The following is a 25,462-nucleotide window of genomic DNA, read 5'->3' as shown; positions in this document are numbered from 1 at the left end:
ACATGTCCCCATGAGCCCCAAACCCATGGCCCGCCCGGGTGGCCGCAGCGCGCGGGTGCAGCAGGCGGTGCACGCGGCCGTCCGGGAACTGGAGGCCGAACGCGGACGCGACGCGCTGACCGTGCCGCTCATCGCGGAGCGGGCCGGTGTCACACCGTCGACCATCTATCGCCGATGGGGCGACCTGCGGGAACTGTTGTCCGACGTCGCAGTCGAACGCCTCCGCCCCGAATCCGCCCCCGCCGACCACGGCAGCCTGCCCACCGACCTGACCGCATGGGCCGAGCAATTCCTGGAGGAGATGTCCGCCGACCCGGGCCGGGCCTATATCCGCGACGCCCTCCTCGGCGCACCCGACAGCGGCAATGCCGGAGCCTGCTCCGAGTACGCGGCCGGTCAGATCGAGCAGATCCTGTCGCGTGCGATCGGCCGCGGTGAACGGGTTCCCGATGTCGAAACCGTTATCGATCTCGTCGTCGCACCGATGATGTACCGCATCCAATTCCGCCCGAACCCGCTGCCGCCGGACTATGCGCGCCACCTCGTCGAGACCACCCTGAATCATCTGACGTCCGCCTGAGCGGACCGCGTGATTTCCGCGGCGAGGCCGCGGTCGGGGTGTAGCTGGGTTTTTTTCAAGTCCTCGGCGCGGAAATATCGATCAACTGCGCGAGCATTGTTTCGATCTTCGGGCAGGCGGCGCATCGGAGAATCGGCGCCAGGACACCGAATACTTCTGCTGCCCAAGCCCTCTCGCAGAAAGCGCACTCGAACGGTTTGCTGCGCATATGCGCCCCGCGCACGGTTCTGCTCGACTTTACACAATGTGCTCAGCGCCGAATCAACAAGTACCCGAACGAATTCGGACATTTCCGCCGCCTCGGCGCGATACGCTCTTCTTCCAACCATCCTCCCGCTCCACGGAGGTGCGCTTTGCGGAAGCGACTATCCCCCTTGGTATTCGGCGCCGTCGTCGGCTTGTGTGTGCTCGGGTTGCCCGGGCTTGCCGGGTCGGCGGGTGCCGATACACCCCCCACCGAACGCAGCGTGGCCGATATCATTCCGGTTCCGGTGCAGGCCGATGCCGATCCGGGGGCGAACTACACGCTCACCCCGGACAGTGTCATTCGCGCCGAGTACCAGGCCCAGGATGTGGGCAACTATCTCGCGGGGCTGCTGCGGCCCGCGACCGGATTCCCGATACCCGTCGTGGACCGGTACGACACCGCCAAGCCCGGTATCACGCTGGAATTGGGCGATGCTCCCGACCGGCGTGTGGGCGATGAGGGCTATCAGCTCCAGGTCGCCCGGGACGGCATTACGGTGCAGGCCGATACCACCGACGGGCTGTTCCACGGGGTGCAGTCGCTGCGCCAGCTGTTCCCGGCGGCGATCAACAAGACCACGGTGCAGCACCAGGATTGGGTCGTGGCCGGTGGCAAGGTGCTGGATTATCCGCGCTTCGGCCGCCGGGGCGCGATGCTCGACGTGGCCCGGCACTTCTTCACGCCCGACCAGGTCAAGCGATACATCGACCAGATCGCCATGTACAAGGTCAATACGCTGCACCTGCACCTGACCGACGATCAGGGCTGGCGCATCGAGATCAAGAGCTGGCCCAAGCTGGCCGAGATCGGCGGACAGACCGCGGTGAACGGCGATCCGGGCGGCTACTACACCCAGGACCAGTACACCGATATCGTGAATTACGCTGCCTCCCGGCACATCACGGTGGTTCCCGAGGTCGATATGCCCGGCCACACCAATGCCGCGCAGGCGTCCTACGGCGAATTGAACTGCGACGGCAAACCGGTGCCGCCGCGCACCGATATCGAGGTGGGCTACAGCTCGCTGTGCATCGGCAGCCCGACCACCTACAAGTTCGTGGAGGATGTCATCCGGGAGCTGGCGGCGCTCACCCCCGGCCCGTACCTGGACATCGGCGGTGACGAGGCGAAATCGACGACGCCGCAGGACTACAACACCTTCTACCAGAAGGTGATGCCGCTGCTATCGCAGTACGACAAGAAGATTCAGGGCTGGCACAATATCGTCGCCGCGCAGCCGCCGACCGACGCCATCCCGGAATACTGGGACACCGCCAACACCAATGCCGATGTCGCGGCGGCGGCCGCGCGCGGCAACAAGATCCTGATGGCGCCCGCCAACAAGGCGTACCTGGATATGAAGTACACCCCCGACGATCCGCTGGGCCTGCACTGGGCCGGATACGTGGAGGTCAAGGACTCCTACGACTGGGATCCGGCCACATTCCTCCAGGGTGTGTCGGAGAATCAGATCGCCGGTGTCGAGGCCCCGATCTGGTCGGAAACCCTGCGCACCAGTGCGGATATCGAGTATCAGGCGTTCCCGCGCCTGGCCGGGCTCGCCGAGATCGGATGGTCGCCGCAGTCGACCCACAACTGGGACAGCTATCGGGACCGGCTCGCCAAGCAGGGACCGATCTGGGCGGCCTTGGGGATCAATTTCTATCGGTCGCCGCAGGTGGATTGGAAGTAGAGGGCGGTGGGTGGATCCCGGCCAAAAGCATGCCGGGAACAAGGTCGAGCCGGATCCACCCCCAAACCCCTACACCGATCATGATCACCTCACTACCCTGGCTTGCATGAGCAATCAGACCGCCGATCGGGCGGAACCCCTTCGGGCCCATACTCATCCGTTCGTGCCGTATTTACCGCCGCGCCTCGATCAGGCCGAGGGGATTCGGCGGGGGCGGCAGTTTCACGATCTCGTGGACGCGCGCCGCAGCGTGCGGTTCTTCGCGCCGGATCCGGTGCCGCGCGAGATGATCGAGCTGGCCGTCGCCACCGCCAATACCGCGCCCTCGGGCGCGCACCATCAGCCGTGGAAGTTCGTGGCGACCAGCGACCCCGAGATCAAGCACCGCATTCGCGAGGCCGCCGAGCGCGAGGAGCGCCTCAACTACGAGGGCGGCCGGTTGCCCGAGCCGTGGCGCGATGCGCTCGCCCCGCTCGAAACCACCAGCAACAAGTCCTATCTCGATATCGTGCCGTGGATCGTGGTGGTGTTCGCGGAGAAGAGCACCCCGCTCCCCGACGGCTCGCTGCGCAAGAACTACTACGTCAACGAGAGCGTCGGCATCGCCTGCGGCCTGTTCATCACCGCCCTGCACACCATGGGCCTGTCGACGCTGACCCACACGCCCAACCCCATGGGCTTCCTGACCGACATCCTCGACCGCCCCGGCACCGAGCGCCCGTACATCCTCTTCCCGATCGGCTACCCCGCCGCCGACTGCGAGGTCCCGGACCTGCGCCGCAAGCCGCTGGACGAGGCGCTGGAATTCTTTCCGCCCGTACCGGACTGACGGCCTCAGCCGAGGTGCACCGGGAAGGCGTCGAGGTCGTTCTGCGTCATGACCGGCAGGTTGCGGATCTGCTCGACCGGCACCGCGAAGCGGAGATCGGGAAAACGATCGAACAGGGCGGGCACCGCGACCCCCGCCTCGAGGCGGGACAGCGCCGCGCCGGGGCAGATGTGCGGGCCGTGACCGAAGGTGATGTGGCGGCGCGCGGTGGGGCGGGTGATATCGAAGGAATTGGCGTCCTCGCCGTGCGCCGCGGTGTCGCGGCCGATGGCGCGGTAGGACATCACCACCCCCTCCCCCTTCTCGATCACGGTGTCGCCCACCGGAATATCCTCGGTCGCGAACCGCATCAGCAGGTGGGTGAGCGGCGGATCCCAGCGCAGGGTTTCCTCGATCGCCGCGCCCCACTCGTAGTCGCCGCGCCGGATGGCCGCGAGCTGGTCGGGGTGGGTGAGCAGGGCGCGCACGGTATTGAGGATCAGCGCGATGGTGGTTTCGTGCCCGGCCGCGACGAGCGCCTTGAGATTGCCGACCGCTTCCTCCTCGGTCAGCGGTGTCCCGCCCTCGGTGGAGTGAATGAAGTCGGAGGTGAGGTCGTCGGTCGGGTGCGCGGTCTTGGCGCGCACCAGCGCGGTGAAGTACGCGTCCAGCTCGTCGATGACGCGCAGCCGTTCGTCCTGCGGGGTCAGCACCGAGAAGAACGCCTTGTAATCGGCGAGCAGCATCGGGTGGTCGGCGCGGTCGACGCCCATCAGCTCGCTGATCACCCGCATCGGCAGCGGGTAGGCGAACACCTGCTTCAAATCGACTGCCGCGCCGCCGGTTCCGGCCGCGGCCAGGTCGTCGAGCAGCTCGGCGGTGAGGGCCTCGACGACGGGCCGGATCTCGGTGAGCCGACGCGGCGAGAGCGCCTGATTGGTCTTGGCGCGCAGGCGGCGGTGCTCGGTGCCGTCGACGGTGAACATGGACCGGCCCGCGTCGATCATGCCGATCAGCGGCCACTGCCGGGTCACCGCGCCCGACTGCCACAGCGACCAGGCGTTGATGTCCTTGACCAGGCGGGTGTCCAGCAGCAGCTGCCGGGCCGGGGCGTGCCGGGTGACCGTCCACGCGGGCACGCCGAGCAGGTCGATGCGGGCCAGGGGGCTGCCGGTGCGCAGGCGTTCGGTTTCGCCGTGCAGATCCGAGACCAGGGGGTCGACGACGAGGGGTTTGCTCACGGGGTACCTCCGACTGCGCGCACAGGGGTGAAACGGACCGGCAGAGAAGTCATTCCGCGCAGGAACGCCGAGGGGCGGCGGACCAGGGTCTGCGCAGGCACCGCCAGGTCGATGTCGGGCAGCCGATCGAGCAGGACCTCGATGCCGGTGGCCGCGATGATCTCGGCGAGCTGCTGGGCGGGGAACGGGCAGCGGTATTCGCCGTAGCTGAACGCGAAGTGCGCCGAGTTGCCGCTGTAGGCGGCGTCGCCGGGGGCGTCGGTGAGGTGCTGGCGCACGTGCGGGTCGGCATTGGCGCCCGCCAGCCCGAGCAGCAGCATGTCCCCGGCGCGAATCGCCCTGTCGCCCAGGCGGGTATCGCGGGCGGCCCAGCGTCCGGCGAGGATCTGGGTCGGGGTGTCCTCCCACAGCACCTCGTTCATGGCCTCGCGAACGCTGCGGCGCGCGCCGCCGAGCGCGGCGGCGAATCGGGTGTCGGTGAGCATCAACCGCACCGAATTGCCGATCCAGTCCGCGGTCGGCAGGTGCCCGGCCGCGGTGATCGCCATCAGATCCAGGGCGTACTCCTCGTCGGTGAACGCCGCCGGGTAGGCGAGCATGCGGGAGGCGACATCGTCGCCGGGCCGGGCCTGCTTGGCGGCCACCAGCGACTGCATGTGCTGGGCGAAGCGGCCGTACGCCTCCTGGGCGTCGGCGCCGCCGTCGGCCAGCGCCTGCATGGTCGCGGCGATCCGCGGCCCCTCCTCGTCGGGGAAGCCGACGATCCGCGCCAGCGCCAATACCGGTAGCGGAGAGGCGAATTCGGCGATGATATCGGCGCCGCCGCGGCCGCAGAACCGGTCGATCAGCCGGTCGGCCAGCTGCTCGCACACCGACCCCACCTGGAAGGGATCCACGCTTTCGAGCGCGGGTTCGACCATCGCCAGATGCCGATGATGCTCCGCCCCGGCGGTGAAGTAGATGGAGGGCATGTTCGGTCGGCCCACCATCGGCAGCAGCGGCCAGTCGGGCGGGATGTGCGGCCACTGGTTCCACAGGCCCACATCGCGGGGGAAGGTGCCGGGGTCGCTGGTCACCTGGTGTAGTTCGCGGTAGCCGATGACCAGCCAGGCCGGGAATCCGCCGGGCAGCTCCACCGGCACCACCGGGCCGTGTTCGCCGCGGATCTGGGTGTAGAGGCGCTGCGGGTCGGTGTGGAATCGCGGGCCGCTCAACGGGACCGGGCCGGCGGCGACCGGGCAGCCGCCGGTGGCCGGGGTGGCGTAGGGGCTGGTCATGAGGCGGTCTCCGGGGTGGCGTGCTGGCGCTGGGCGGTGCTGTAGAGGTGTTCGACCAGGGTGATCAGCACCTGTTTGCCCGAGTCGCGGCGGCGGGCGTCGCACTCGACGAGCGGGATGTGCGGGTCCAGGTCCAGGGCGTGGCGCAGTTCGGCGTGCCCGCGCGGGGTGCCGCCGAAGTCGTTGCACGCCACCACGAACGGCATGCGCTCGTACTCGAGCCGGTCCACGGCGTACCAGCATTCGTCGATGCGGCGCGGGTCGACCAGCACGATCGCGCCCAGCGCGCCGGTGAACAGCCGGTCCCACAGGAACCAGAACCGTTGCTGGCCGGGCGCGCCGAACAGGTACAGCACCAGGCTCTCGTCGATGGTGATGCGGCCGAAGTCGAAGGCGACCGTGGTGGTCGACTTCTCGGGCACGCTGCGCGAATCGTCCACCCACTGACCGGCATTGGTCATGACGGCCTCGGTATCGAGCGGGCGGATCTCGCTGACGGAGTGCACCAGGGTCGTCTTCCCGACGCCGAAGCCACCGACGATGACGATCTTGAGACCGTGCTGCGCGGTGCTCCGGAGCGGGGCGTCGGCCCGGGCGGGTGGTTCATAGCTTGCGGAGTCCACTGAGCACCTTTTCCAGGATGGCGGTATCGGGCGTCGAATACCAGTGCCCGTCAGGGGTTTTCGCGCCGGGCCGCGGATGCCGGGCGGTGATCTTGCCCGACAGCAGCAGATCCGACAGCAGGATGATGGTGATCCCGACCGGCAGCCGCAGCTCGGCCGCGATCTCCACGACGGCGGTCGGCGCCCGGCACAGGGTCAGGATCGCCGCGTGCTCGGACTGCATTCCCGGGGCCGGGCCGCTCTCGGCGACCACGAGGGTGACCACGTCGAAGGCGTCGGTGTCGGGTCGGCTGCGCCCGCCGGTGACGGTGTAGAGCCGGTCGGGGTCGTCGTCGCGGCCGGGTCTGGTCACAGCCTGGCCGTTCCCCCGACACGCGGTGCGGCCGAGAGATGTTCGCCGAGCTGTTCGACCAGCGCGTGCATATTGTGCCCGACCAGGCCCGCGTCGGCGTCCTCGGCGCCGATCACCGCGAGGTGCGCCCCGTATCCGGCTTCGACGATGAACAGCAGGCCGCCATAGAACTCGGTCATGGACTGCCGCACACCGGGCCGCCCCTGGCCGAAGTGTTCCGACGCCGCGTGCGACAGGCTCTGCACGCCGGCGGCGATGGCGGACAGCTGATCGGCCTGATCGACGGTGAGGCTGCCGGTGTGGCACATCTTCAGGCCGTCGGTGGACAGCAGCACGGCATGCCTGCCGCCGGGGGTGTCGCCCACCAGTTTCTCCAGCAGCCAGCCCAGTTCGGCTCCCGGCGTGGTCATCAGTCGGTCTCCATCGCGGTCGAGGGGAATGCGGGTGCGGCGGTATCGGTGTCGCGTCCGGACACCGCGCGCTGGAACGCGCCCAGCGCCGTGGGTGTCACCGGGCGCGGCGGGGCCGCAGGGGCCGGACCGCCGGACAGGCCCTCGGGGTGGGTGGCGGACAGGGTGCTGCCGCGCTGCCGCCGCGGCAGTGCGGTCGCGGAGTCGGCGGCCCGGCCCGACGCGTTCTCGGGTTCGGGGGGCGAAAGTTCTACGCGGGCACTAGGTTCCGACAGGGCTGTGGATTGCGGCAGGGCCGCGGGTTTCGGTGCGGCGGCCGGGCGCGGGTAGTCCAGGCGGACGATCAGATCGCGCGGCACCACGACGACCACCGCGGTGCCGCCGATGGCCGAGGGCCGATAGGACACGGTCAGCGCGTGTTTGCGGGCCAGGTGCCCGACGACGGCCAGCCCGAGCCGGGTGCCGGTCAGGGCGGACAGGTCCACGCCGGTGCCGGTGGCCCTGCCCGAGACCGCCTGTTCGGCGCGGCGCAGCGTCGATTCGCTCATGATCAGGCCGCTGTCCTCGATGTGGACCACCACCCCGGCGGGTACCTCGGAGGCGTAGACGTGCACCTCGGTGTGCGGCGGGGAGAAGTTGCAGGCGTTGTCGAGCAGTTCGGCCAGCACGTGCATCACGCCCTCGGCGCCGTGCCCGGCGACGGCGATGCCGGGCACGATGGCGCGCAACCGGATTCGCCGATAGCCCGCGACCCGGCCCATCGCGCCGCGCAGGATCGATTCCATGCCGATCGGCTTGGCCCAGCGGCGTCCCGACCGCGCGCCGCTGAGCACCGAGATGCTGTCGGCCAGCCGTCCCGCCTGCGCGGTGCGGTGATCCAGGCGGAGCAGTTCCGCCAGCACGTCGGGGTCCTCGGCGTGCCGCTCCTCGGCCTCGCGCAGCTCGGCGAGCATGCTGTTGGTCATGGCCTGGATGCGGGCCGCCGCGGCGGCGAACGACGACATCGCGGCGGCGCGGCGCTTCTCGCTGGCCTCCGCTCGCGCCGCGTACTGCCGGGCGTCCTCGTACGCGGCGTCCACGCGCGCCGTCGCCTCGCCGACCACCGCGTCGGCGTTGCGCTGGGCCGCTATCGCGCGCTGGCGCTGCCACCGTTCGAGGGCGTGCGCGCGGACCGCGGCGGTGATCGCGATGCACAACACCAGCGCCGCCGCCCCCGCGCCGATCGCCATGGGCAGCCGGAATGTGGTGGGGGACAACAACACCGAGCCCGCGACCAGCACCGCGCCGATCAGCGCGGTGGCCAGCAGCGTCGACCACGGCGGGCGAGGACGATCGGGATCGCGGAGGTCGCCGTCGGGCGGAATCGATCGCTGCACCACTGCACTTTCCACTTGCGTTTTTCGCCACGGGTTCGGGACGCACACGGCGGCTCTCCCCCTGAAACTGCGGCTCGTCAAATACTCGGACCGACAAGCCGTTTCGGCATCCGGAAGAGCATAACGGTCGCGCCGGTGCCGTGCGACCCGAAGTGAAACATTCGCGGGTGGAAGGGAGTACGGGCGCCGACCAGCCGAAATGCCGAAATATCGTCTGCCGCAAAGGCTCCGGTGGGGTGACGTGGCCATAGCGGTTCCGCTCGAGCATCGGGAGGATCACACCGATCGGTCGATGTCCGTTCACCCGGACGACAGGGCGGCTCGGGGAACGCGGCCCGCGCTTGCCCCGGGGATCGACACCGACCACAGTGGGAGGGGGCCGCGATGAGATCCGTCGCGGTCGGTATGTATTGACGGGCGAAGGAGAACTGGTGCGCTTCGGGATATTTGTTCCGCAGGGCTGGCGGTGCGATCTGGTCGGGATCGATCCCGCGCAACAGTGGGGGGTCATGCTCGATCTGGCCCGGCGTGCCGATCGGAACGCGGACTGGGAGTCGCTGTGGGTGTACGACCACTTCCACACGGTGCCGGTGCCCACCGAGGAGGCGACGCACGAGGCGTGGACATTGATGTCGGCGTTCGCGGCGAGCACCTCGCGGATTCGGCTGGGGCAGATGTGCACCGCGATGGGGTACCGCAATCCGGTGTACCTGGCGAAGGTGGCGGCGACCGTCGACCATGTGTCCGGCGGCCGGGTGGAGATGGGGATCGGCGGCGGCTGGTACGAGCACGAATGGCTCGCCTACGGTTACGGTTTCCCGTCCGCGGGCGAGCGGCTGGCCCGCCTGGACGAGGGTGTGCAGATCTTCCGGCAGGCGTGGACCGCGGGCACGGTCACCCTCGCCGGTCAGCACTATCAAATCGACGGCGCCCTGGTGCGGCCGCTGCCGGTGCAGGAGGGCGGGATTCCGGTGTGGGTCGCGGGCGGCGGTGAGAAGAAGACGCTGCGCATCGCGGCCCGGTACGCGCAGTACACGAACTTCACCGGCGATCCGGAGGGTTTCACCCGCAAGTCGGAGATCCTGCGCGCGCACTGCGCCGAGGTCGGCACCGATTTCGACGCGATCGTGCGCAGCTCGAACTTCAATACCGTCGTCGGCGCGACCGAGGCCGAGGTGCGCGACCGGCTCGCGGCCCTCGTCGCCCGGCTGGCCCCGGCCCTCGGCGCGGACAAGGCCGAGTCCTGGGTCACCGAACTGTTCCGGTCGTCCCCGGCCGTCGGCACCCCCGAGCAGATCGTCGAGAACCTTTCGAAGGTCCGCGATCTGGGCCTCGGCTACGCGATCCACTACTTCCCGGAGTCGGCCTACGACGTCTCGGGGATCGAACTGTTCGAGCGGGAAGTGATCCCGGCACTGCGCTGAGGAGGCCGTCATGACCGACGATCCGGTGACCGTGCTCCGCCGATGGGCGGAGTCGGGCGCGATCTGGCGGGTGCTGAGCCGCCGGGGCGGTCGGGTCACCGTCGGGCTGTACGAGTGCACCGGCGGCGCCGAGGTCGACCGGATCGAGTCGGGTGACCCCGCGCTGCTGGACTACCTCGGCGATCGGTCCGGCAGCGAGGACTGATCGCGCGGGCCGCGCGAGCGGAGCCGAAAGCTCGCGCGGCCGGACGGATTCGACCGCCACCGTAATTCTCCGGCAAGCGCAAGTGCGCATTTCACGCAAACCGGCACGGTCTGCGGGAATTTCGTTGTGAGCCGGGGGAAATTCCGTCCGCTTCCCGCATTTTTCGCGGTCGTGAGTACTAGCGTATGGGCCGAATCACCCTCCCACTTGCTCCGGCGAAAGGCGGGACCGATGACCCGGCCGTACCCGAACGGCGCACAGGATGCGCTGTCCCTGGCCGACCGGTACGACAGCGCCGACCCCATCGAATGGCACGGCGCCGTGGTGTATCCGATGTATTCCGAATCTCTGGGCACGGATCCGACGCTCGTCACCCTGCGACTACTCGCCGCCGACCCGCCCCCGGAACTGCTGGGCCTGGGCCTCGGGCTGTCGGTGCTGGGCGGGCATGTGCTGCTGGAGGATCGCCGGTTGCGCGGGGTGGACGTGTGGATCGACGCCATGGCCGACGGCATCACCCTCCAGGTGAGCGCCGCCGCATCGGAGGCCGCGTTCACCGTGACGCCGGTGTGGATGAACATCGCCGGTATCACCGAATCGTGGACCGGCAACTACGGCGTGCTCATCGACCGCGCCGCGCACGGGCACGCACTGCTGCATTGCAGTTCCGGCGTCGGCGCACCGGATTTCACCGAACTGGTGGTGGAGGTGTCCGTCGCGTCCGCGGCCACCGACGAGAGCCGCTACGGCGGCGCGCTCTACGACCTCGGCGTGGCCATGCACGGCCGCGGCGACGTCGAGCAGGCGTGCGCACTGTGGACCCAGGCCGCGGGCTTCGGCCACGCAGGCGCCGCCTACGACCTGGGCGTGGTGCGTTTCCGCCGCGGCGAGCTGTACGAGGCCGAGCGCTGGTGGCGCGCCGCCGCCGACCACGGCGACACCCGCGCCATGGCCGGGCTGGCGGAAGTCCTGGACCGCCGGGGCAATCCGAGCGAGGCCCGGGTCTGGCGCGCCTGCGCCGCCGGAGTGCTCGCCTGAGCACGCTCGCGTCAGGCGTGCCCGAGCGACGGCCAGAAGCCGAGCAGCATGCGGCCGCCGAAAACGACCGCGGCGAGCGCCGTTCCGCCGAACACCAGCACCCACAGCAGCGCGGGAATCCGGGTGAGATAGGCCAATTGGTCGGCGTCCGAACCGTCGCCGCGCACCTGCACCCGCTGTAACTCCGCGACCGCGCGCAGGCCGCCGAACAGCAGGAACCAGGCGACGCCGTAGCCGAACACGCCCTGCTGCACACTGGTTCCGAACCACGAGACGGCGAACACCACCGCACCGGAGCACACCACGGCCAGCAGGCCGAACAGATTGCGAATCCACAGCAGCAGCACCAGCAGCGCCGCCACCACCACCCACAGCATGAGGGTGAGCCGTCCCGCACCGAGCAGCGCGGCGCAGCCGAAGCCCAGCGCCGACGGCGCGGGATACCCGGCCATGGTGGTGAGAATCATGCCGAGCCCGTACGGCTTTCCGCGCGAGACCGTCACTCCCGAGGTGTCCGAATGCAATCGGACGCCGGTCAGGGTGCGCCCGGTGAGCACCGCCACCAGCGCGTGCCCGGCCTCGTGCGCGATGGTCACCACCGTCCGCAGCCACCGCCACAGCGGCGGATACACCACCAGCACCAGCGCCACCGCCGCGGTCACCAGCACGACCCACAGCGGTGGCTGCTGCGACACCAGGTTCAGACGATCCGTGAACGACGACACCGACTCCGGCAACTGCGACAGACTCACGCGCCGCAGGCTACCGGTCCGGCGATCGTCGCGCCGCCTCGTGCTTGCGCAGATACTCGCCCGTCAGCGAGACGGGATCGTGCAGCAGATCGGCCGGGGTTCCGGTGAACACGATCTCGCCGCCGTTCTTGCCGCCGTCGGGGCCGAGGTCGATCACCCAGTCCGCGTGCCCCACCACGTTCAGGTCGTGCTCGATCACCAGCACGGTATTGCCGCGGTCCACCAGCGAATCCAGCAGCGCCAGCAGGGTATCCACGTCCGACATGTGCAGGCCGGTGGTCGGCTCGTCGAGCACGTACACGCTGCCGGTGCGCTGCAACTGGGTGGCGAGCTTGATGCGCTGGCGCTCACCACCCGACAGCGTGCTCATCGCCTGGCCCAGGCTCAGATACGGCAGCCCGACCTCGATCATCGTCCGCAGCCGGGCCCGCAGCGCCTTCTCCGGGAAGAAGTCGACGGCCTGTTCGGCGGACATGGCCAGCACCTCGGCGATCGAGCTGCCGCGCAACCGATGTGCCAGCACCTGCTCGCAGAAGCGGCGGCCGTCACAGGATTCGCAGTGGGTGGTGACCGGGTCCATGTAGGCGACCTCGGTGATGAGCACGCCCCGGCCCCCGCACTCCGGGCACGCGCCCGCCGAGTTGAAGCTGAACAGCGCCGCCGGTTGCCCGGTGGCCTTGGCGAACAGCTTGCGGATCGGGTCCATCAGCCCGAGATACGTTGCGGGCGTGGACCGCGACGACGCGCCGATCGCGGACTGGTCGACGTGGATCGACTCCGGATAGCGGGCCATGAACTCGTCGCGGATCAGGCTCGATTTGCCCGACCCCGCCACCCCGGTGACGACGGTGAGCACCCCGGTCGGCACGTCGACCGTGACGTCCTTCAGATTGTGTGCCCTCGCGCCCACGATCGGCAGCGCTCCCCCGGGCCGCCGGAAGGCGTCCTTCACCCGGAACGCGCGCCGCAGCCCCCGCCCGGTGAGCGTGTCGGCCGCGCGCAGTTCGGCGAAGGTGCCGGTGAACACGACCTCGCCGCCGTGCGCACCCGCCCGCGGGCCGACATCCACGATATGGTCGGCGATCTCGATGACATCGGGATCGTGCTCCACCACCAGCACGGTATTGCCCTTGTCCCGCAATGCCTCCAGCATGCGGTTGAGCCGTCCCACATCGCGCGGGTGCAGGCCCACGCTCGGTTCGTCGAAGATGTAGGTCACACCGATCAGCGCCGACCCCAGGTGCTTGATCATCTTCAGCCGCTGCCCCTCCCCGCCCGACAGGGTCGAGGTGGCGCGGTCCAGGCTCAGATAGCCGAGGCCGATATCGGCGACCCGGGCCAGCGCCACCCGCGTCGCCTCGGCCAGGCCGCGCGCGGCCGGGTCGTTCACCTCGTCGAGCACCGCCATCAGATCGGTGATCTCCAGCCGGGTCCAGTCGGCGATGGTGCGGCCGTTGAGCCTGGTGGCCAGCGCGGTGGCATTGAGCCGCGCCCCGTCGCAGGCCGGGCAGATGTCCTGGGTGAGGAAGCGCTGGATCTGCTCGCGGGTCTTCTCCGACAGCGCGCTGGTGTCGCGCTTGACCTTGGACCGGGTGAATTTGACCGCCAGCCCTTCGTAATTCGCCTTCCAGGTGCCCTTGCTGTAGGCCAGCTCCACCTTGCCGCCGCTGCCGTAGAGCAGGTCGTGCCATTCCTCGTCGCTGTAGTCGGCCAGCGCCTTGTCCGGGTCGAATCGGCCGGAGGCCCCGTACATCTGCCATTCGCCGACGCCGACGGCGTAGCCGGGCAACAGGATCGCGCCCTCGTTGAGCGACCGCGACCGGTCCACGAGCTTGTCCGGGTCGGCCCGCACCGTCACCCCGAGGCCGTCGCACTCCGGGCACATGCCCTGCGGGGTGTTGAACGAGTAGTCGTAGACCAGTCCCGTCGACGGCGCGCCGAAGCGGGCGAACAGCGCGCGGACCATCGAGTAGATGTCGGTCATGGTGCCGACCGTCGAGCGCGGACCGCCGCCCACGGGCTGCTGATCGATGATGACCGGGGCGGTCAGATTGTCGATGGCCTCGGCGTGCGGGCGCTCGTAGCGGGGCAGGAAGTTCAGGATGAACGCCGGGAACGTCGCGTACAGCTGGCGCTGCGATTCCACGGCGATGGTGTCGAACACGAGGGAGGACTTGCCCGACCCGGAGACACCGGTGAACACCGTGATCTTGTTCTTGGGAATGTCGAGTGAGATGTTGCGGAGATTGTGCTCGCGGGCGCCGCGGACTCGAATCGTCGCGGTGGAGAGGTCTGGCATGGGGACCACGATGCCAGAGCGCACCGCGATTACGCCCCGCGTGGTGTGACGCAAATCACATTAATACCGAAATGCTCTGGGCGAGCCTCGATGTTGCCGTGCACCCACGGGCAGCCTCTAGGCTGGGCAGCGAAGCCGCCGGGACGGTCCCGGCCCGGAACGAGGAGAACCCACGATGAAATCGCTGCGCTGGCCCGCCGCCTGTCTCGCCGGATCGGCCGTCGCCGCAGTGCTTCTCAGCGGGTGCACCGACGTCCAGCGCGCCCTGAACAAGGGCGGCGACACCCCGTGCAGCGATTACGTCAAGCAGGACCAGGACACCCAGCGCATGACGATCACCAAATTCGTCAAGCAGCAGTCCGGCAACGATCACGAGCCCGCGGGCACCGTCGTCGACGCCACCATGGCCGCGGTGGGCTTCCTGTGCTCGAATCAGCGCAATGCCGCGACACCGATCCGGAACGCCGACGTGGCAGGGATTTTCCTCAATAAATAGCATTGGCCCCGGCGCGCTTTTGGCCGGGGTCCGGCGGCGGTATTCACCCGCCGCCGGACACATCAACTCTCGGTGAGAAGCCCCTACTTGGTCTTCCCGTCGCCGGTCTTTCCGCCACCGGCCTGGTTCTGCGCCTCGCACTCGTTGTTACGAGTCTCGGTACCGGAGCCGTTCTCGGAGTTTCCATCCGCTCCCGTCCCGGTCGTCGCATTACCGCCGTTGCTCGGCTTGTTCAGCGAATTCTGCTGGCAATCCTGCGAATTGCCGCCCTGCCGGGAATCGCCTTGCTTTTCCTCCTGCTTGCCGCCGGTCCCGTTGTCGTCACCCAGCGGGTTTCCGCTCGAGCCCGTGCCGATGCCGTTGCCCGCCAACCGGACCACGCTCGGCTGGTGATCGACGCCCACGACGACCACCGCCGTGCTGGCGGCGACCGCGGCGGCCGCCGCCAGCACGAAGCCGATGATATTCCTGCATACACGCGCCAAGATACTTCTCCTTCGGTCGTGGATTGTGATCGAGAGATCATCTGCGCGCAGTATCAGCAGACAACCATCAATCCCGCTCCGGATCGAGGTATGTATCCGGCGTGTCGCAAAAATCCGAATACTCAGCGGAGCAGCGGAATCAACGGAGCGAATTTCTCCATATTCGTTTCCAGCACCGTGATGTAGCCGAAGCCGTAGCGCTTACGACGGGCACGCAATTCCTCGGCCATCTCCTCGTAGGTGCCCACGAGCAGCGTCGGGATCTCCTCCAGCCGATCGGCGGCGCCCTCGGGCAGGTGCGCGGTGATCCACTCCAGCACCTTCGCCCGCTCGCCCGGCAGCGCCAGCGCCTGCACGAGGATATTGAATTCCACGCTGTCGCCGCGGTTTCCGAGCTGACCGCGGACGTAGGCGACGCGCTCGTCGGCCTGTTCCGGCAGGGCGACGGCGATGCGGCCGCTGTCGGAGGTGGTACCGCCGGTGAAGGCGATGATGTCGGCGTGTTCGGCCGCCACGCGCAGCAGCCGGTCGCCCCAGCCCGCGATCAGCAGCGGCGGCCCGCCCGGCCGGGCGGGCTTGGGCTTGTATTCGGGGTCGGCGAACAGCCGCCGCAGCGTCGCCGCCGCCTCGGCCACCTGATCGACGCGGCGGCCCGCGCTCGGGAACGGGATTCCGGCGGTGTCGAATTCGGCCTGCACATAGCCCGCGCCGAGGCCGAGTTCGACCCGGCCGCCGCTGAGCTGGTCGATGGTGGCGATATCGCGGGCCAGCAGCACCGGGTTGTAGAAGGGCACGTTGAGCACGAACGAATTGATCAGCACCCGCTCGGTGGCATCGGCGGCGGCCAGCATGGCCGGAATCGGCGCGGGCACGCCCAGGTGGTCGGCCACGCCGATCACGTCGTAGCCGAGTTCCTCTGCCCGACGGCACTTCTCGATCCACTCGGCCTTGGACTCGGTCGCGATCATGTTCACGCCGAACCGGAAAGGAGCACTCATTGCTCCTGTCTACCAGCCCGACCGGCCGGAAAAACACCATCGTTCACCCTCCGCGAACCTGTGAGTGCGCAATCATGGAGGACGTCACGGACGCTATGGAGGACGAGGTTTTCGCTATGCCGCAGATGCGCTCCCTGTCCGAGCGACGGGCCGCGCTGGAAGAAGAATGGGCCCGCTGGTCGGACCTGCCCGCCGCCACCCCCGCCGACCGCTCGGTGCTGCGCACCGAGGTCGTGCAGTCCTGGCAGCGATCGGTGGTGACCGTCGATCCCGGCTGTGTCGCCGCCCCCGCCGACGACGCCGAGATCGCCTCGCGCTGGGCGCGATCCCCGCTGCGCGGGCCGGTGCTGGAGCTGGCCGACGAATTGCGCGGCATCACCGACGATTCCGGTTTCGTCGCCGCGGTCACCGACGAGCACGGCACCATCCTGTGGTCCTACGGCGGCCGGGTGATGCGCCGCCGCGCCGAACGGGTCAACTTCGCCCCCGGCGGCCGCTGGGACGAAACCCATATGGGCACCAACGCGCTGTCGCTGGCGCTGCGTTCCGGCGAGCCGAGCATGGTGTTCTCCGCCGAGCATCTGGTCGCGGCCCTGCACAGCTGGGTCTGCTACTGCGCGCCGATCCGCGCCCGCGACGGACGCCAGCTCGGGGTGCTGGATCTGTCGACGACCTGGGACCGGTCGCATCCGCTGGCCATGTCCACGGTGCGGGCGCTGGTGTCGGCGATCGAGTCGCGGCTGCCCGCCGACCCGCCGCCCGAACCCGATTCGATCCGGCTCGAATGTCTGGGCGGCGCAACGCTGTTGCGGTCGGGCCGTCCGGTGCGGCTGCGGCCCCGGCAGCTGGAGATCCTGGCCCTGCTCGCGCTCGAGCCCGGCGGCTACACCCCGCAGCAACTACAGGCCGCCGTCTACGGCGACCGCCCGGTGTCGGCGACCACGCTCAAGGCCGACGTCTCGCATTTGCGCCACGCCACCGGCGGCGAGATCACCAGCCGCCGCTATACCCTCGCCCGCCCCATCTCCTGCGACGCGGTGGATCTGCTCGACGCGCTGCGGGTCGGCGACCTGGCCCGCGCCCTGCGGCTGTATCGCGGCCCGCTGCTCCCCGATTCGGAAACACCCGGCATCGTGCAGTGGCGCGACCACCTGACCGTCGGCCTGCGCACCGCCGTCCTCGGCAGCGAATCCGCCACGCACGCGGTCGAATTCGGCGCCCGCTGCCCCGACGACATCCAGATCCACGAGCACGCCCTGCGCCTGCTCGCCCCCGGCGATCCACGGCGCGCCTTGGTGACCGCTCGCCTGCATACGGCCTTACGATGAGCCGCCAACCTCGTGCCAACCCCCTCGGTCCATAGTGACGGCCGTCACCCCACAGGAGCACGAGGAGCGCGTGTCATGATCTACGCCAAGCCCGGCACCGACGGCAGTATCGTTCAATTCGCCCGGCGCTACGATAATTTCATCGGCGGGGAGTGGAAGCCGCCCGTCGAGGGACGCTATTTCGAGAATCCGTCTCCCGTCGACGGGGAAACCTTCTGCGAGGTCGCCCGCTCCGGCGCCGCCGATATCGAGCTGGCCCTGGATGCCGCGCACGCCGCCGCCCCGGGCTGGGCGGCCACCTCGCCCACCGAGCGCGCCAATATCCTCAACCGGATCGCGGACCGGATGGAGGCCAATCTGGAGAGCCTCGCGGTCGCCGAGACGTGGGAGAACGGCAAACCGGTGCGCGAGACGCTGGCGGCGGATATTCCGTTGGCCATCGACCATTTCCGCTACTTCGCGGGCGCGATCCGCGCGCAGGAGGGCGGGATCTCCGAAATCGACGCCGACACCGTGGCCTATCACTTCCACGAACCGCTCGGCGTCGTCGGCCAGATCATTCCGTGGAACTTCCCGATCCTGATGGCCACCTGGAAGCTGGCCCCCGCACTGGCCGCGGGCAACTGCGTGGTGATCAAGCCCGCCGAACAGACCCCGGCGTCGATCCTGCTGGTGATGGGGCTGATCGCGGATCTGCTCCCGGCGGGTGTGGTGAACGTGGTCAACGGATTCGGCGTGGAGGCGGGCAAGCCGTTGGCCTCCAGCCCGCGGGTGGCGAAGGTGGCGTTCACCGGTGAGACCACCACCGGGCGGCTGATCATGCAGTACGCCAGCGAGAACATCATTCCGGTCACCCTGGAGCTGGGCGGCAAGAGCCCCAACATCTTCCTCTCCGATGTGACGGCCGCCGACGATGATTACCTCGAGAAGGCGGTCGAGGGCTTCACCATGTTCGCGCTCAATCAGGGCGAGGTGTGCACCTGTCCGTCGCGGGCGCTGATCCACGCGTCCATCTACGACGACTTCCTGGCCCGCTGCGTGGAGCGCACCCGGAAGATCAAGGGCGGCAACCCGCTCGACGACAGCGTGATGCTCGGCGCGCAGGCCAGCAACGACCAGTACGAGAAGATCCTGTCCTATATCGATATCGGCCGCCAGGAGGGCGCGCGGGTGCTCACCGGCGGCGAGATGCGCAAGGTGGAGGGCCTGCCCAACGGGTACTACATCGAGCCGACCATCTTCGAGGGACGCAACGACATGCGCGTGTTCCAGGAGGAGATCTTCGGCCCGGTGGTGTCGGTGACCAAGTTCGAGTCGGTGCCCGAGGCGATCGGCATCGCCAACGACACGCTCTACGGTCTCGGCGCGGGCGTGTGGACGCGGGACATGAACACCGCGTACCGGCTCGGGCGGGCGATTCAGGCGGGCCGGGTGTGGACCAACTGCTTCCACGCCTATCCCGCGCACGCGGCGTTCGGCGGCTACAAGAAGTCCGGCATCGGGCGCGAGAACCACAAGATGATGCTCGAGCACTACCAGCACACCAAGAACCTGCTGGTCAGCTACTCGACCAGCCCGACCGGACTGTTCTGATGCCCGAGCCGCCCACCCGCATCGATATCACCGCGGCCGCGGCCGTGCTGCTCGGCGAGCTCGTCGAGCGGCACGGGCCGGTGATGTTCCACCAGTCCGGCGGCTGCTGCGACGGCAGCTCCCCGATGTGCTACCCGCGCAACGAATTCCGCGTCGGCGGGTCCGACGTGCTGCTGGGCCGCCTGGCCGGGGACACGCCGTTCTGGATGAGCGCCGACCAGTTCGAGTACTGGCGGCACACGCATCTGACGGTGGACGTGGTCCCCGGGCGGGGCAGCGGGTTCTCGCTGGAGGCTCCGGAAGGGGTGCGATTCCTCATCCGGTCGCGGCTGCTGACCGACGCGGAGACCGAGCAGCTGGAGTCCGCGCCGCCGCCCACGGGGGCACAGCTGTCCGGGTAGGCGGATCGCGCGCCACCTGTCATGTGCCGGATACCAGGCAGACCCGCAGACCTGCCTGGTGTCCGGCACATGGCAGGTGGCGGTTCCGTGTCGCCGCGGCAATCGTGCGGGCGGTTTCCATGTGGCTGTACGGTGCAAGTTCCGGCATGGATGGCGAGCCCGAGGAGGTGACAGTGAGGTCGAAGAGGACGTTCGGGCCGATCGCCGGTATTGCGCTGGCGCTGGCCGTGTCGGTGGCCGCGGTCCCGGCCCGTGCCGACGAATCCGCCTCCCGTCTCGAAACCGACTCCCCCGCAGCCGAACTCGCGCCCGGTGAGCACGGCTCGGTGATCTCGGTGCGGCCGATCACCGGCGATCCGGGGGTGCCCGGCGCGCGCAACTACCTCGTGCGGTACCGGTCGGTGGACCTGAGTGGCCGGACGGTGGCGGTGTCGGGCACGGTGGCCGTGCCGCTGGGCACGGCCCCCGCGGGCGGCTGGCCGCTGATCTCCTGGGCGCACGGCACCACCGGCGTCGCCGACGTGTGCGCCCCCTCCCGCGACACCGGCCCCGACTATCCCGCGCACGACTACACCGAGCAGGTGCGCGCCGTCCAGGCGAGGTGGATCGCCGCCGGATATGCGGTGGCGCAGAGCGACTATCAGGGCCTGGGCACCGGCGGCCCGCACGGGTATCTGATCGGCGAGGCCGAGCAGCGCGCGGTGGCGGATATGGCGCTGGCCGCCCGCGAGGTGGACGACGCCATCGGCACCCGCTGGGTGGTGATGGGGCATTCGCAGGGCGGGCAGGCCGCCGTCTTCGCCGACGCCCGCGCCCAGCGGTGGGCCCCGCGACTACAGCTGCTGGGCGCGGTGGCGATGGCGCCCGCCTCCCATCTGGGCCTGGCCATCCGGGCGCTCACGCTGGCCACCGATGTCGGCAGCGCGCGAGTCGCGGGGTCGGTCGCCCCCGGCTCGGCCGCGTTCGTGCCGCTGTTCGTTCGCGGCGCGCAGACCGTCACGCCCATCGATCCGGCGAAATTCCTGACGCCCGAGGCGCTTTCGCTGCTCTCCCAGGCCGACGACCGATGCATCGGCCAGCTGCGCGAGCCGGATTCGTGGGGCGGCCTGCGTCCGGGCGAGGTGTTCACCACGCCCGCCGACACCGCCGACCTGACCCGGGTGCTCGACGACAACGACCCCAGCCCACTGACTTTCACGCGGCCGCTGCTGGTGGTGCAGGGCCGCGCGGACACCACCGTGTTCCCGCTGACCACCGACGCCATGGTCGCCCAGCAGCAACTGACCGGACAGCCGGTGGCGTACCGCACCTATCCCGGCGCCGACCACCGCGGCGTGCTCGCCGCCTCCTACGATGACGTCTCCAGCTGGGTGGATCGGCTGTTCGGTCGCTGATGCCGAGGTGTTGCCGAGCCGAATCGGCGAATTGGCAACAGTTGTCAACAGCGGAACGCTACCGCCGACCGCCCCCGCACCGCATGCTGTGAGCAGCCCCGCCGTCGGGTACCCCCCGCGGCGCGGTGAGCCCTACACCCACGGCTCCCCGGCGGCGGGTGCTTCCAGGCGATGAATCGGGAAGAGGCGCAGCGTGAACGAGAGTGGATCCCGGGATCGGGTGGCCGTCGGCTTCCTGCACCGCGATGTCTCCGGCGTGCGCAGACAGTGGGACGAGGAGCGCCTGCGCACCGTCGCGCAACGATCGGGCTACCACCTCGCCAAGATCCTGGCGGTCGGCGCGTGGACCGATCGCCCGGTGCTGCGGCTGCGCACCGCGGTGGATCGCCTCGGCGCCGAGGCGGTCCTCACTCCCAACCTCCTCCACTTCGACCGCCCCGAAATCCCCGGCGAACTCGCCGATTTCACCGTCGTCACGGTCGACGACATGCACACCTACGCCGGATCCGGCGCGGTGGCCCGCCACACGAAAGCCCCCTACGGCCCCATCCGCCCCGAAGACGCCACCGACGGCTGGCTGCTCCAGGGCGACGAACGAGAATGGTGGCTGTCGAAAGACCGCGACGAAATCCAGGCCCGGGTCCGGGCCACCACCCCCACCACCTGCTCCTGGCGCATAGCCCGCCCCGACGGCACCCTCCTGCGAGAATCCTCGGCCCGCACCGTCGGCGAGGCAAAAGCCAACGCCGACAACTGGGCCCGCCACCGAGACGGCTGAACCGCCGAACGCCCGCCGATCCTCCACCCCTACCACCTTTGCGCACGGTAATGCAGTTGCGACCGGTGTTGAGAAAGTTGGCAACAGCTGTCAACAGCGCAACGCTGTCGATGGGCGGGCGAGGAGCGCAAGCTGTGGGGGCCCTGCAATCAGGCTGGGGTTCAAGGATTTCCGTCGGCGATTGGCAGGAGGAAACTGGTGGTCGGTTTTACTGTCATGTTTTTCGGTCGGAGGTAGGCGGCTGTGTTCCCGGATGAGGTTCATCGGACCGAGCTGGACGGGATGCAGGTGGTGTGGCAGCTGAGACGGTGCCGGATCACGATCATCTCCATTTCCAGCAGCGCCGACGGGATACCGCTGGTGTCCTTCGCGCCCGGCCGCCTTCCCGATTTGGCCCGCGCCCGTGAGCAACTGCCGGAGCTATCGGCGCTCTGGGACGCGGTTCGGCGTGACCTCTGGGAACAACTCATGCACCGGCCATTCCTCCCGAGTCTCAGAACGTAAGACGCGAATCTCATTCTGTAGCCGGTTTCCGTAGACTCGTTCCGTTACCGGCGAAACGAGGTGGGCAGAATGGTTGAGGCGACGTCGATTTCGACGCCGTGGCAGGTGCAATTGCGGGCCGGGGAGAACGAAGGGGCCGCCGATACCGAGAAGAACGGTGTCGGCGGGAGTGCGGGGATGCGGCCGCACGAGTTGCTGGAGGCGGCGTTGGCCTCGTGTATGACCATTTCGGCGCGGATGGCACTGGTCGAGGCGGGGGCGCCGGAGGCGGAGGTTCGGGTGCGGGTCGAGCTCGATCGGGCGGATGTCACGACCACCTTCCGGTACGAGCTCGATCTCGACCCGGAGTACGAGCGCCATCGGGCCGCAGTCATGGAACGGGTCGAGCGGTCACCGGTGCGGACGACGTTGAGCAAACAGCTCGCCTTCGAGCCCGGCATCGGGCGGTAGCCGCTTCCGGTGCTGCGCCGCAGCGCATCTCGCACCGCGGCGCCGACGCCCGACGATCAGCGTCCCGGGAGGAACCGCTGGCCGCGGGCGACCAGCATCAGCACCTGCTGCCAGCGCTGCTGCGAAAAACCGAAGGGCGCGTCCAGGTTCAGGAACCGGGTGACGACCACGGTCTGCGGCTCGGTGAACTTGAGCAACCCGTCGGGGCCGTGGCGGCGGCCGACGCCGGAGATGCCCATGCCGCCCATCGGTGCGCTGGTGCTGCCCCAGGCGGGGGCGTATCCCTCGTCGACGCAGACGGTTCCGGCGTGTAGGCGCGCGGCGATGCGTTCGCCGTCGGATTTGGTCGCCGCCCAGACGCTGGCGTTGAGGCCGTACTCGGTGTCGTTGGCGCGGGCGATCGCCTCCTCCACGTCGGCGACCGGATAGATCGACACCAGCGGGCCGAAGGTCTCGTTGCGGCCGCACTCCATCTCGTCGGTGACCTCGGCCAGCACGGTCGGCTCGAAGAACAGCGGACCGATGTCGGGACGCGCATGCCCGCCCGCGAGCACCTTGGCGCCCTTGGAGGTGGCGTCGGCGACGTGCTTGGCCACCGTCTCCACCTGCGCCTCGGAGATCAGGCTGCCGATATCGGCCGAATGATCGTAGGCCGCACCGAGTTTCGCCGCCTGCACCGCGGCGACGAACTTGGTCGTGAACTCCTCGGCCACCGCCCGTTCGACATACAGCCGCTCGATCGAGATACACAGCTGCCCGGCATTGGAGAAACATGCCCGCACAGCGGCTTTCGCGGCCTTGTCCAGATCCGCGCCGCGGGTGACGATCATCGGATTCTTGCCGCCGAGTTCCGCGGAGAATCCGATCAGCCGCCGCCCGCACTGCTGCGCGAGGACGCGGCCGGTGTCCGAGGATCCGGTGAACATCAGATAGTCGCAGGCGTCCACGATCGCGGTGCCCACCTTCGACCCGGGTCCGGGCACCACCTGCAGCAGATCCCGCGGCAACCCCGCCCGCTGCAGCAGATCCACGTGCACCAGCGACGAATACGGGGTCTGGCTGTCCGGCTTCACCACCACCGCGTTCCCGGCCAGCAGCGCCGGAATCGAATCGCCTATGGACAGCAGCATCGGGTAGTTCCACGGCGCGATCACCCCGACCACACCCTTGGGCTGGGTCCGCACCGACGCCCGGTTCAGGATCGCGAACGCGCCGGGCACACCGCGCGGCGCGAGCAGTTGCGGCGCGACCCGGGCGAAGTAGCGGGCCGCGAACATCAGGCCCATCACCTCCTCCTGGGCCGCCCAGCGCGCCTTACCGGTCTCCGCCTGAATGATGTCCATGAGGTATTCGCGCTCGGCCACCACCAGATCGCGATAGCGGGCGAAGATCGCCGACCGCTCCGCCACCGGCCGCGCCGCCCAGTCCGCCTGCGCCGCCCGCGCCCGGGCGAACGCGGCCGTCACATCCTCGGCCGTGCCGATCGGGACCGTGCCCAGCGGACGGCCCGTGAAGACCTCCGAGATCGCCCGGCTGTCGTGCTCACGGGCGCTGTCCACGGCCGCGAAACCTCGCAGACGCTCGAAAACACCGGCTTCCGGCACGGGCATGACGGCCTCCTACTTATGAGTAACCCAGCGATACACACAATCTACCCCCGGCCGTCACCGGTCGGCCCGCACCCGAACCGAGCATTTACAGTTCAGTATTTTCTGTATACAGATTCTGCTGTACTATCTGTCGCGTGGCACCCACCCTGCACAGCGACGCGCTGTCCCGCTTCGGCCATGCGCTGTCCGACCCCACCCGGACCCGCATCCTGCTGGCCCTGCGCGAGGCGCCCGGCTACCCGTCCGAGTTGGCCGAGCAGATCGGGGTCTCGCGCCAGATCCTGTCCAATCATCTGGCCTGCCTGCGCGGCTGCGGGCTGGTGGTGGCGGTGCCGCAGGGGCGGCGCAGCCGCTACGAGCTGGCGGACCGCCGGATCGGGCACGCGCTGGCCGACCTGCTGGGCCTGGTGCTGGCCGTCGACCCGGCCTGCTGCCCCACCGCGGCGGACGGGTGCTGCTGATGGTCGAGCTGGGAATGCCGCCGCGGCAGCACGATTCGCGGCGCGCGGTGCTCGCCCGCCGGATTCGGCTGCTGGTGGCGGCGACCATCGCCTACAACGTGGCGGAGGCGCTGGTCGGCCTGGCCGAGGGCGCGCGGGTATCGTCCACGGCCCTGGTGGGTTTCGGGCTCGATTCGCTCATCGAGGTGTCCTCGGCCGCCGCCGTCGCCTGGCAGTTCGCCGGGACCGATCCCGCGGCGCGCGAGCGAATCACGCTGCGCGCCATCTCCTTCTCGTTCTTCGCCCTGGCCGCCTACGTCACCGCCGAGGCCGTGCACGGGCTGATCACCGGCGAGACCCCCGGCCGCTCCCCCGTCGGAATCGGCCTGGCCGCAACGAGTCTGGTCGTCATGCCGGTGCTGTCGCGGGCGCAGCGCCGGGCCGGGCGCGAGCTCGGCTCCCGGTCGGCGGTCGCGGATTCCAAGCAGACCCTGCTGTGCACCTACCTGTCCGCGGTGGTGCTGCTGGGGCTGCTCCTGGACAGCCTGCTGGGCTGGTCCTGGGCCGACCCGGCGGCCGCGCTCGTGGTCGCCGCGCTCGCGGTGCGCGAGGGCGTCGCGGCCCGGCGCGGCGACACCTGCTGCGATTGATGCACACACC

At 69.3% G+C, this 25,462-nt stretch carries 26 protein-coding genes; 15 read left to right on the top strand and 11 right to left on the bottom strand.

The features are described 5' to 3' along the window. Nucleotides 1-10: 10 nt before the first annotated feature. From HPY32_RS35370 to HPY32_RS35360, 3 genes are all read left to right on the top strand, one after another. Entirely contained in the window at nt 11-580 is a 570-nt protein-coding gene (locus tag HPY32_RS35370) for a TetR/AcrR family transcriptional regulator (RefSeq protein WP_067589130.1), read from the top strand. A 467-nt stretch (nt 581-1,047) separates the two neighbouring features. Further along, the gene (locus tag HPY32_RS35365) at nt 1,048-2,520 is read left to right on the top strand and encodes a beta-N-acetylhexosaminidase (RefSeq protein WP_231951669.1); all 1,473 of its coding nucleotides are present in this window, start codon (nt 1,048-1,050) and stop codon (nt 2,518-2,520) included. A 106-nt stretch (nt 2,521-2,626) separates the two neighbouring features. After that, nucleotides 2,627-3,349, top strand: coding sequence for a nitroreductase family protein (locus tag HPY32_RS35360; RefSeq protein WP_067589136.1), 723 nt, complete (start codon nt 2,627-2,629; stop codon nt 3,347-3,349). 5 nt (nt 3,350-3,354) lie between these two features. Here the strand turns inward: HPY32_RS35360 and HPY32_RS35355 are convergent, their stop codons facing one another. From HPY32_RS35355 to HPY32_RS35330, 6 genes are read right to left on the bottom strand one after another with little or no spacing between them, the layout of a single operon-like run. Next, the gene (locus HPY32_RS35355; RefSeq protein ID WP_067589138.1) at nt 3,355-4,569 is read right to left on the bottom strand and encodes a cytochrome P450 family protein; all 1,215 of its coding nucleotides are present in this window, start codon (nt 4,567-4,569) and stop codon (nt 3,355-3,357) included. Continuing rightward, the gene (locus HPY32_RS35350) at nt 4,566-5,846 is read right to left on the bottom strand and encodes a cytochrome P450 (RefSeq protein ID WP_067589140.1); all 1,281 of its coding nucleotides are present in this window, start codon (nt 5,844-5,846) and stop codon (nt 4,566-4,568) included. The genes HPY32_RS35355 and HPY32_RS35350 overlap by 4 nt, the downstream gene beginning before the upstream one ends. Beyond that, on the bottom strand, nt 5,843-6,469 hold the full coding sequence (locus HPY32_RS35345) for a GTP-binding protein (RefSeq protein WP_067589142.1): 627 nt from the start codon (nt 6,467-6,469) through the stop codon (nt 5,843-5,845). Before HPY32_RS35345 ends, HPY32_RS35350 begins: the two co-directional genes overlap by 4 nt. After that, nucleotides 6,450-6,821, bottom strand: coding sequence for a DUF742 domain-containing protein (locus HPY32_RS45175; protein ID WP_067589144.1), 372 nt, complete (start codon nt 6,819-6,821; stop codon nt 6,450-6,452). Before HPY32_RS45175 ends, HPY32_RS35345 begins: the two co-directional genes overlap by 20 nt. Beyond that, nucleotides 6,818-7,231: a roadblock/LC7 domain-containing protein gene (locus tag HPY32_RS45170; protein WP_067589146.1), complete on the bottom strand. Its 414-nt coding sequence runs from the start codon at nt 7,229-7,231 to the stop codon at nt 6,818-6,820. Before HPY32_RS45170 ends, HPY32_RS45175 begins: the two co-directional genes overlap by 4 nt. Further along, on the bottom strand, nt 7,231-8,607 hold the full coding sequence (locus tag HPY32_RS35330; protein ID WP_231951670.1) for a sensor histidine kinase: 1,377 nt from the start codon (nt 8,605-8,607) through the stop codon (nt 7,231-7,233). The genes HPY32_RS45170 and HPY32_RS35330 overlap by 1 nt, the downstream gene beginning before the upstream one ends. Nucleotides 8,608-9,038: 431 nt before the next feature. Here HPY32_RS35330 and HPY32_RS35325 point away from each other — a divergent pair, with 431 nt between their 5' ends. The 3 genes from HPY32_RS35325 to HPY32_RS35315 all read left to right on the top strand — a co-directional run bounded on the left by HPY32_RS35325 (nt 9,039) and on the right by HPY32_RS35315 (nt 11,274). Then, nucleotides 9,039-10,031, top strand: a complete 993-nt coding sequence (locus HPY32_RS35325; protein WP_067589147.1) for an LLM class F420-dependent oxidoreductase — start codon at nt 9,039-9,041, stop codon at nt 10,029-10,031. Nucleotides 10,032-10,041: 10 nt separating this feature from the next. Continuing rightward, a complete protein-coding gene (locus tag HPY32_RS35320; protein WP_067589149.1) occupies nt 10,042-10,236 on the top strand; it encodes a hypothetical protein in 195 nt (64 codons plus the stop codon). 231 nt (nt 10,237-10,467) lie between these two features. Beyond that, nucleotides 10,468-11,274 (top strand): tetratricopeptide repeat protein, encoded by an 807-nt coding sequence (locus HPY32_RS35315; protein ID WP_067589152.1) that lies wholly within the window; start codon nt 10,468-10,470, stop codon nt 11,272-11,274. An 11-nt stretch (nt 11,275-11,285) separates the two neighbouring features. Here the strand turns inward: HPY32_RS35315 and HPY32_RS35310 are convergent, their stop codons facing one another. After that, nucleotides 11,286-12,026: a M50 family metallopeptidase gene (locus HPY32_RS35310; RefSeq protein WP_082871482.1), complete on the bottom strand. Its 741-nt coding sequence runs from the start codon at nt 12,024-12,026 to the stop codon at nt 11,286-11,288. Between the two features lie 10 nt (nt 12,027-12,036). Next, nucleotides 12,037-14,325, bottom strand: a complete 2,289-nt coding sequence (locus tag HPY32_RS35305) for an ATP-binding cassette domain-containing protein (protein ID WP_067589154.1) — start codon at nt 14,323-14,325, stop codon at nt 12,037-12,039. A 175-nt stretch (nt 14,326-14,500) separates the two neighbouring features. Between HPY32_RS35305 and HPY32_RS35300 the strand changes: the two genes are divergently transcribed. Beyond that, entirely contained in the window at nt 14,501-14,821 is a 321-nt protein-coding gene (locus HPY32_RS35300) for a hypothetical protein (RefSeq protein WP_067589156.1), read from the top strand. An 83-nt stretch (nt 14,822-14,904) separates the two neighbouring features. Here HPY32_RS35300 and HPY32_RS35295 read toward each other — a convergent pair whose 3' ends face one another. Further along, on the bottom strand, nt 14,905-15,306 hold the full coding sequence (locus HPY32_RS35295) for a hypothetical protein (RefSeq protein WP_067589158.1): 402 nt from the start codon (nt 15,304-15,306) through the stop codon (nt 14,905-14,907). A 122-nt stretch (nt 15,307-15,428) separates the two neighbouring features. Continuing rightward, complete coding sequence (locus HPY32_RS35290; RefSeq protein ID WP_067589159.1) at nt 15,429-16,304, bottom strand: LLM class F420-dependent oxidoreductase; 876 nt, start codon at nt 16,302-16,304, stop codon at nt 15,429-15,431. A 116-nt stretch (nt 16,305-16,420) separates the two neighbouring features. On the opposite strand from HPY32_RS35290, the gene HPY32_RS35285 reads away from it, so the two are divergent. The 6 genes from HPY32_RS35285 to HPY32_RS35260 all read left to right on the top strand — a co-directional run bounded on the left by HPY32_RS35285 (nt 16,421) and on the right by HPY32_RS35260 (nt 22,752). Next, nucleotides 16,421-17,632, top strand: coding sequence for a sigma-54-dependent transcriptional regulator family protein (locus HPY32_RS35285; protein WP_156674515.1), 1,212 nt, complete (start codon nt 16,421-16,423; stop codon nt 17,630-17,632). Between the two features lie 75 nt (nt 17,633-17,707). Then, nucleotides 17,708-19,225 carry an acetaldehyde dehydrogenase ExaC gene (gene exaC / locus HPY32_RS35280; protein ID WP_067589161.1) on the top strand — a complete coding sequence of 506 codons (1,518 nt, stop codon included), beginning with the start codon at nt 17,708-17,710 and terminating at the stop codon, nt 19,223-19,225. After that, nucleotides 19,225-19,626, top strand: coding sequence for a DUF779 domain-containing protein (locus HPY32_RS35275; RefSeq protein ID WP_067589164.1), 402 nt, complete (start codon nt 19,225-19,227; stop codon nt 19,624-19,626). Before exaC ends, HPY32_RS35275 begins: the two co-directional genes overlap by 1 nt. Before the next feature lie 173 nt (nt 19,627-19,799). After that, nucleotides 19,800-21,020 (top strand): alpha/beta hydrolase family protein, encoded by a 1,221-nt coding sequence (locus tag HPY32_RS35270; protein WP_171983207.1) that lies wholly within the window; start codon nt 19,800-19,802, stop codon nt 21,018-21,020. A gap of 193 nt (nt 21,021-21,213) precedes the next feature. Continuing rightward, nucleotides 21,214-21,798, top strand: coding sequence for a hypothetical protein (locus HPY32_RS44120; RefSeq protein WP_195116587.1), 585 nt, complete (start codon nt 21,214-21,216; stop codon nt 21,796-21,798). Nucleotides 21,799-22,371: 573 nt separating this feature from the next. After that, nucleotides 22,372-22,752: an OsmC family protein gene (locus tag HPY32_RS35260; RefSeq protein WP_082871484.1), complete on the top strand. Its 381-nt coding sequence runs from the start codon at nt 22,372-22,374 to the stop codon at nt 22,750-22,752. 56 nt (nt 22,753-22,808) lie between these two features. On the opposite strand, the gene HPY32_RS35255 is transcribed toward HPY32_RS35260, so the two are convergent. Next, a complete protein-coding gene (locus HPY32_RS35255; RefSeq protein WP_067589172.1) occupies nt 22,809-24,362 on the bottom strand; it encodes a succinic semialdehyde dehydrogenase in 1,554 nt (517 codons plus the stop codon). A 134-nt stretch (nt 24,363-24,496) separates the two neighbouring features. On the opposite strand from HPY32_RS35255, the gene HPY32_RS35250 reads away from it, so the two are divergent. Beyond that, the gene (locus HPY32_RS35250) at nt 24,497-24,823 is read left to right on the top strand and encodes an ArsR/SmtB family transcription factor (RefSeq protein WP_067589174.1); all 327 of its coding nucleotides are present in this window, start codon (nt 24,497-24,499) and stop codon (nt 24,821-24,823) included. Further along, entirely contained in the window at nt 24,820-25,452 is a 633-nt protein-coding gene (locus HPY32_RS35245; protein ID WP_373686700.1) for a cation efflux transmembrane domain-containing protein, read from the top strand. The genes HPY32_RS35250 and HPY32_RS35245 overlap by 4 nt, the downstream gene beginning before the upstream one ends. The last annotated feature ends 10 nt before the right edge of the window (nt 25,453-25,462 follow it).

The sequence above is a fragment of the Nocardia terpenica genome (assembly GCF_013186535.1).
Taxonomy (GTDB): domain Bacteria; phylum Actinomycetota; class Actinomycetes; order Mycobacteriales; family Mycobacteriaceae; genus Nocardia; species Nocardia terpenica.
The sequence above is the reverse complement of the archived record's forward strand: the minus strand, read 5'-3'. Positions and strand labels throughout refer to the sequence as shown.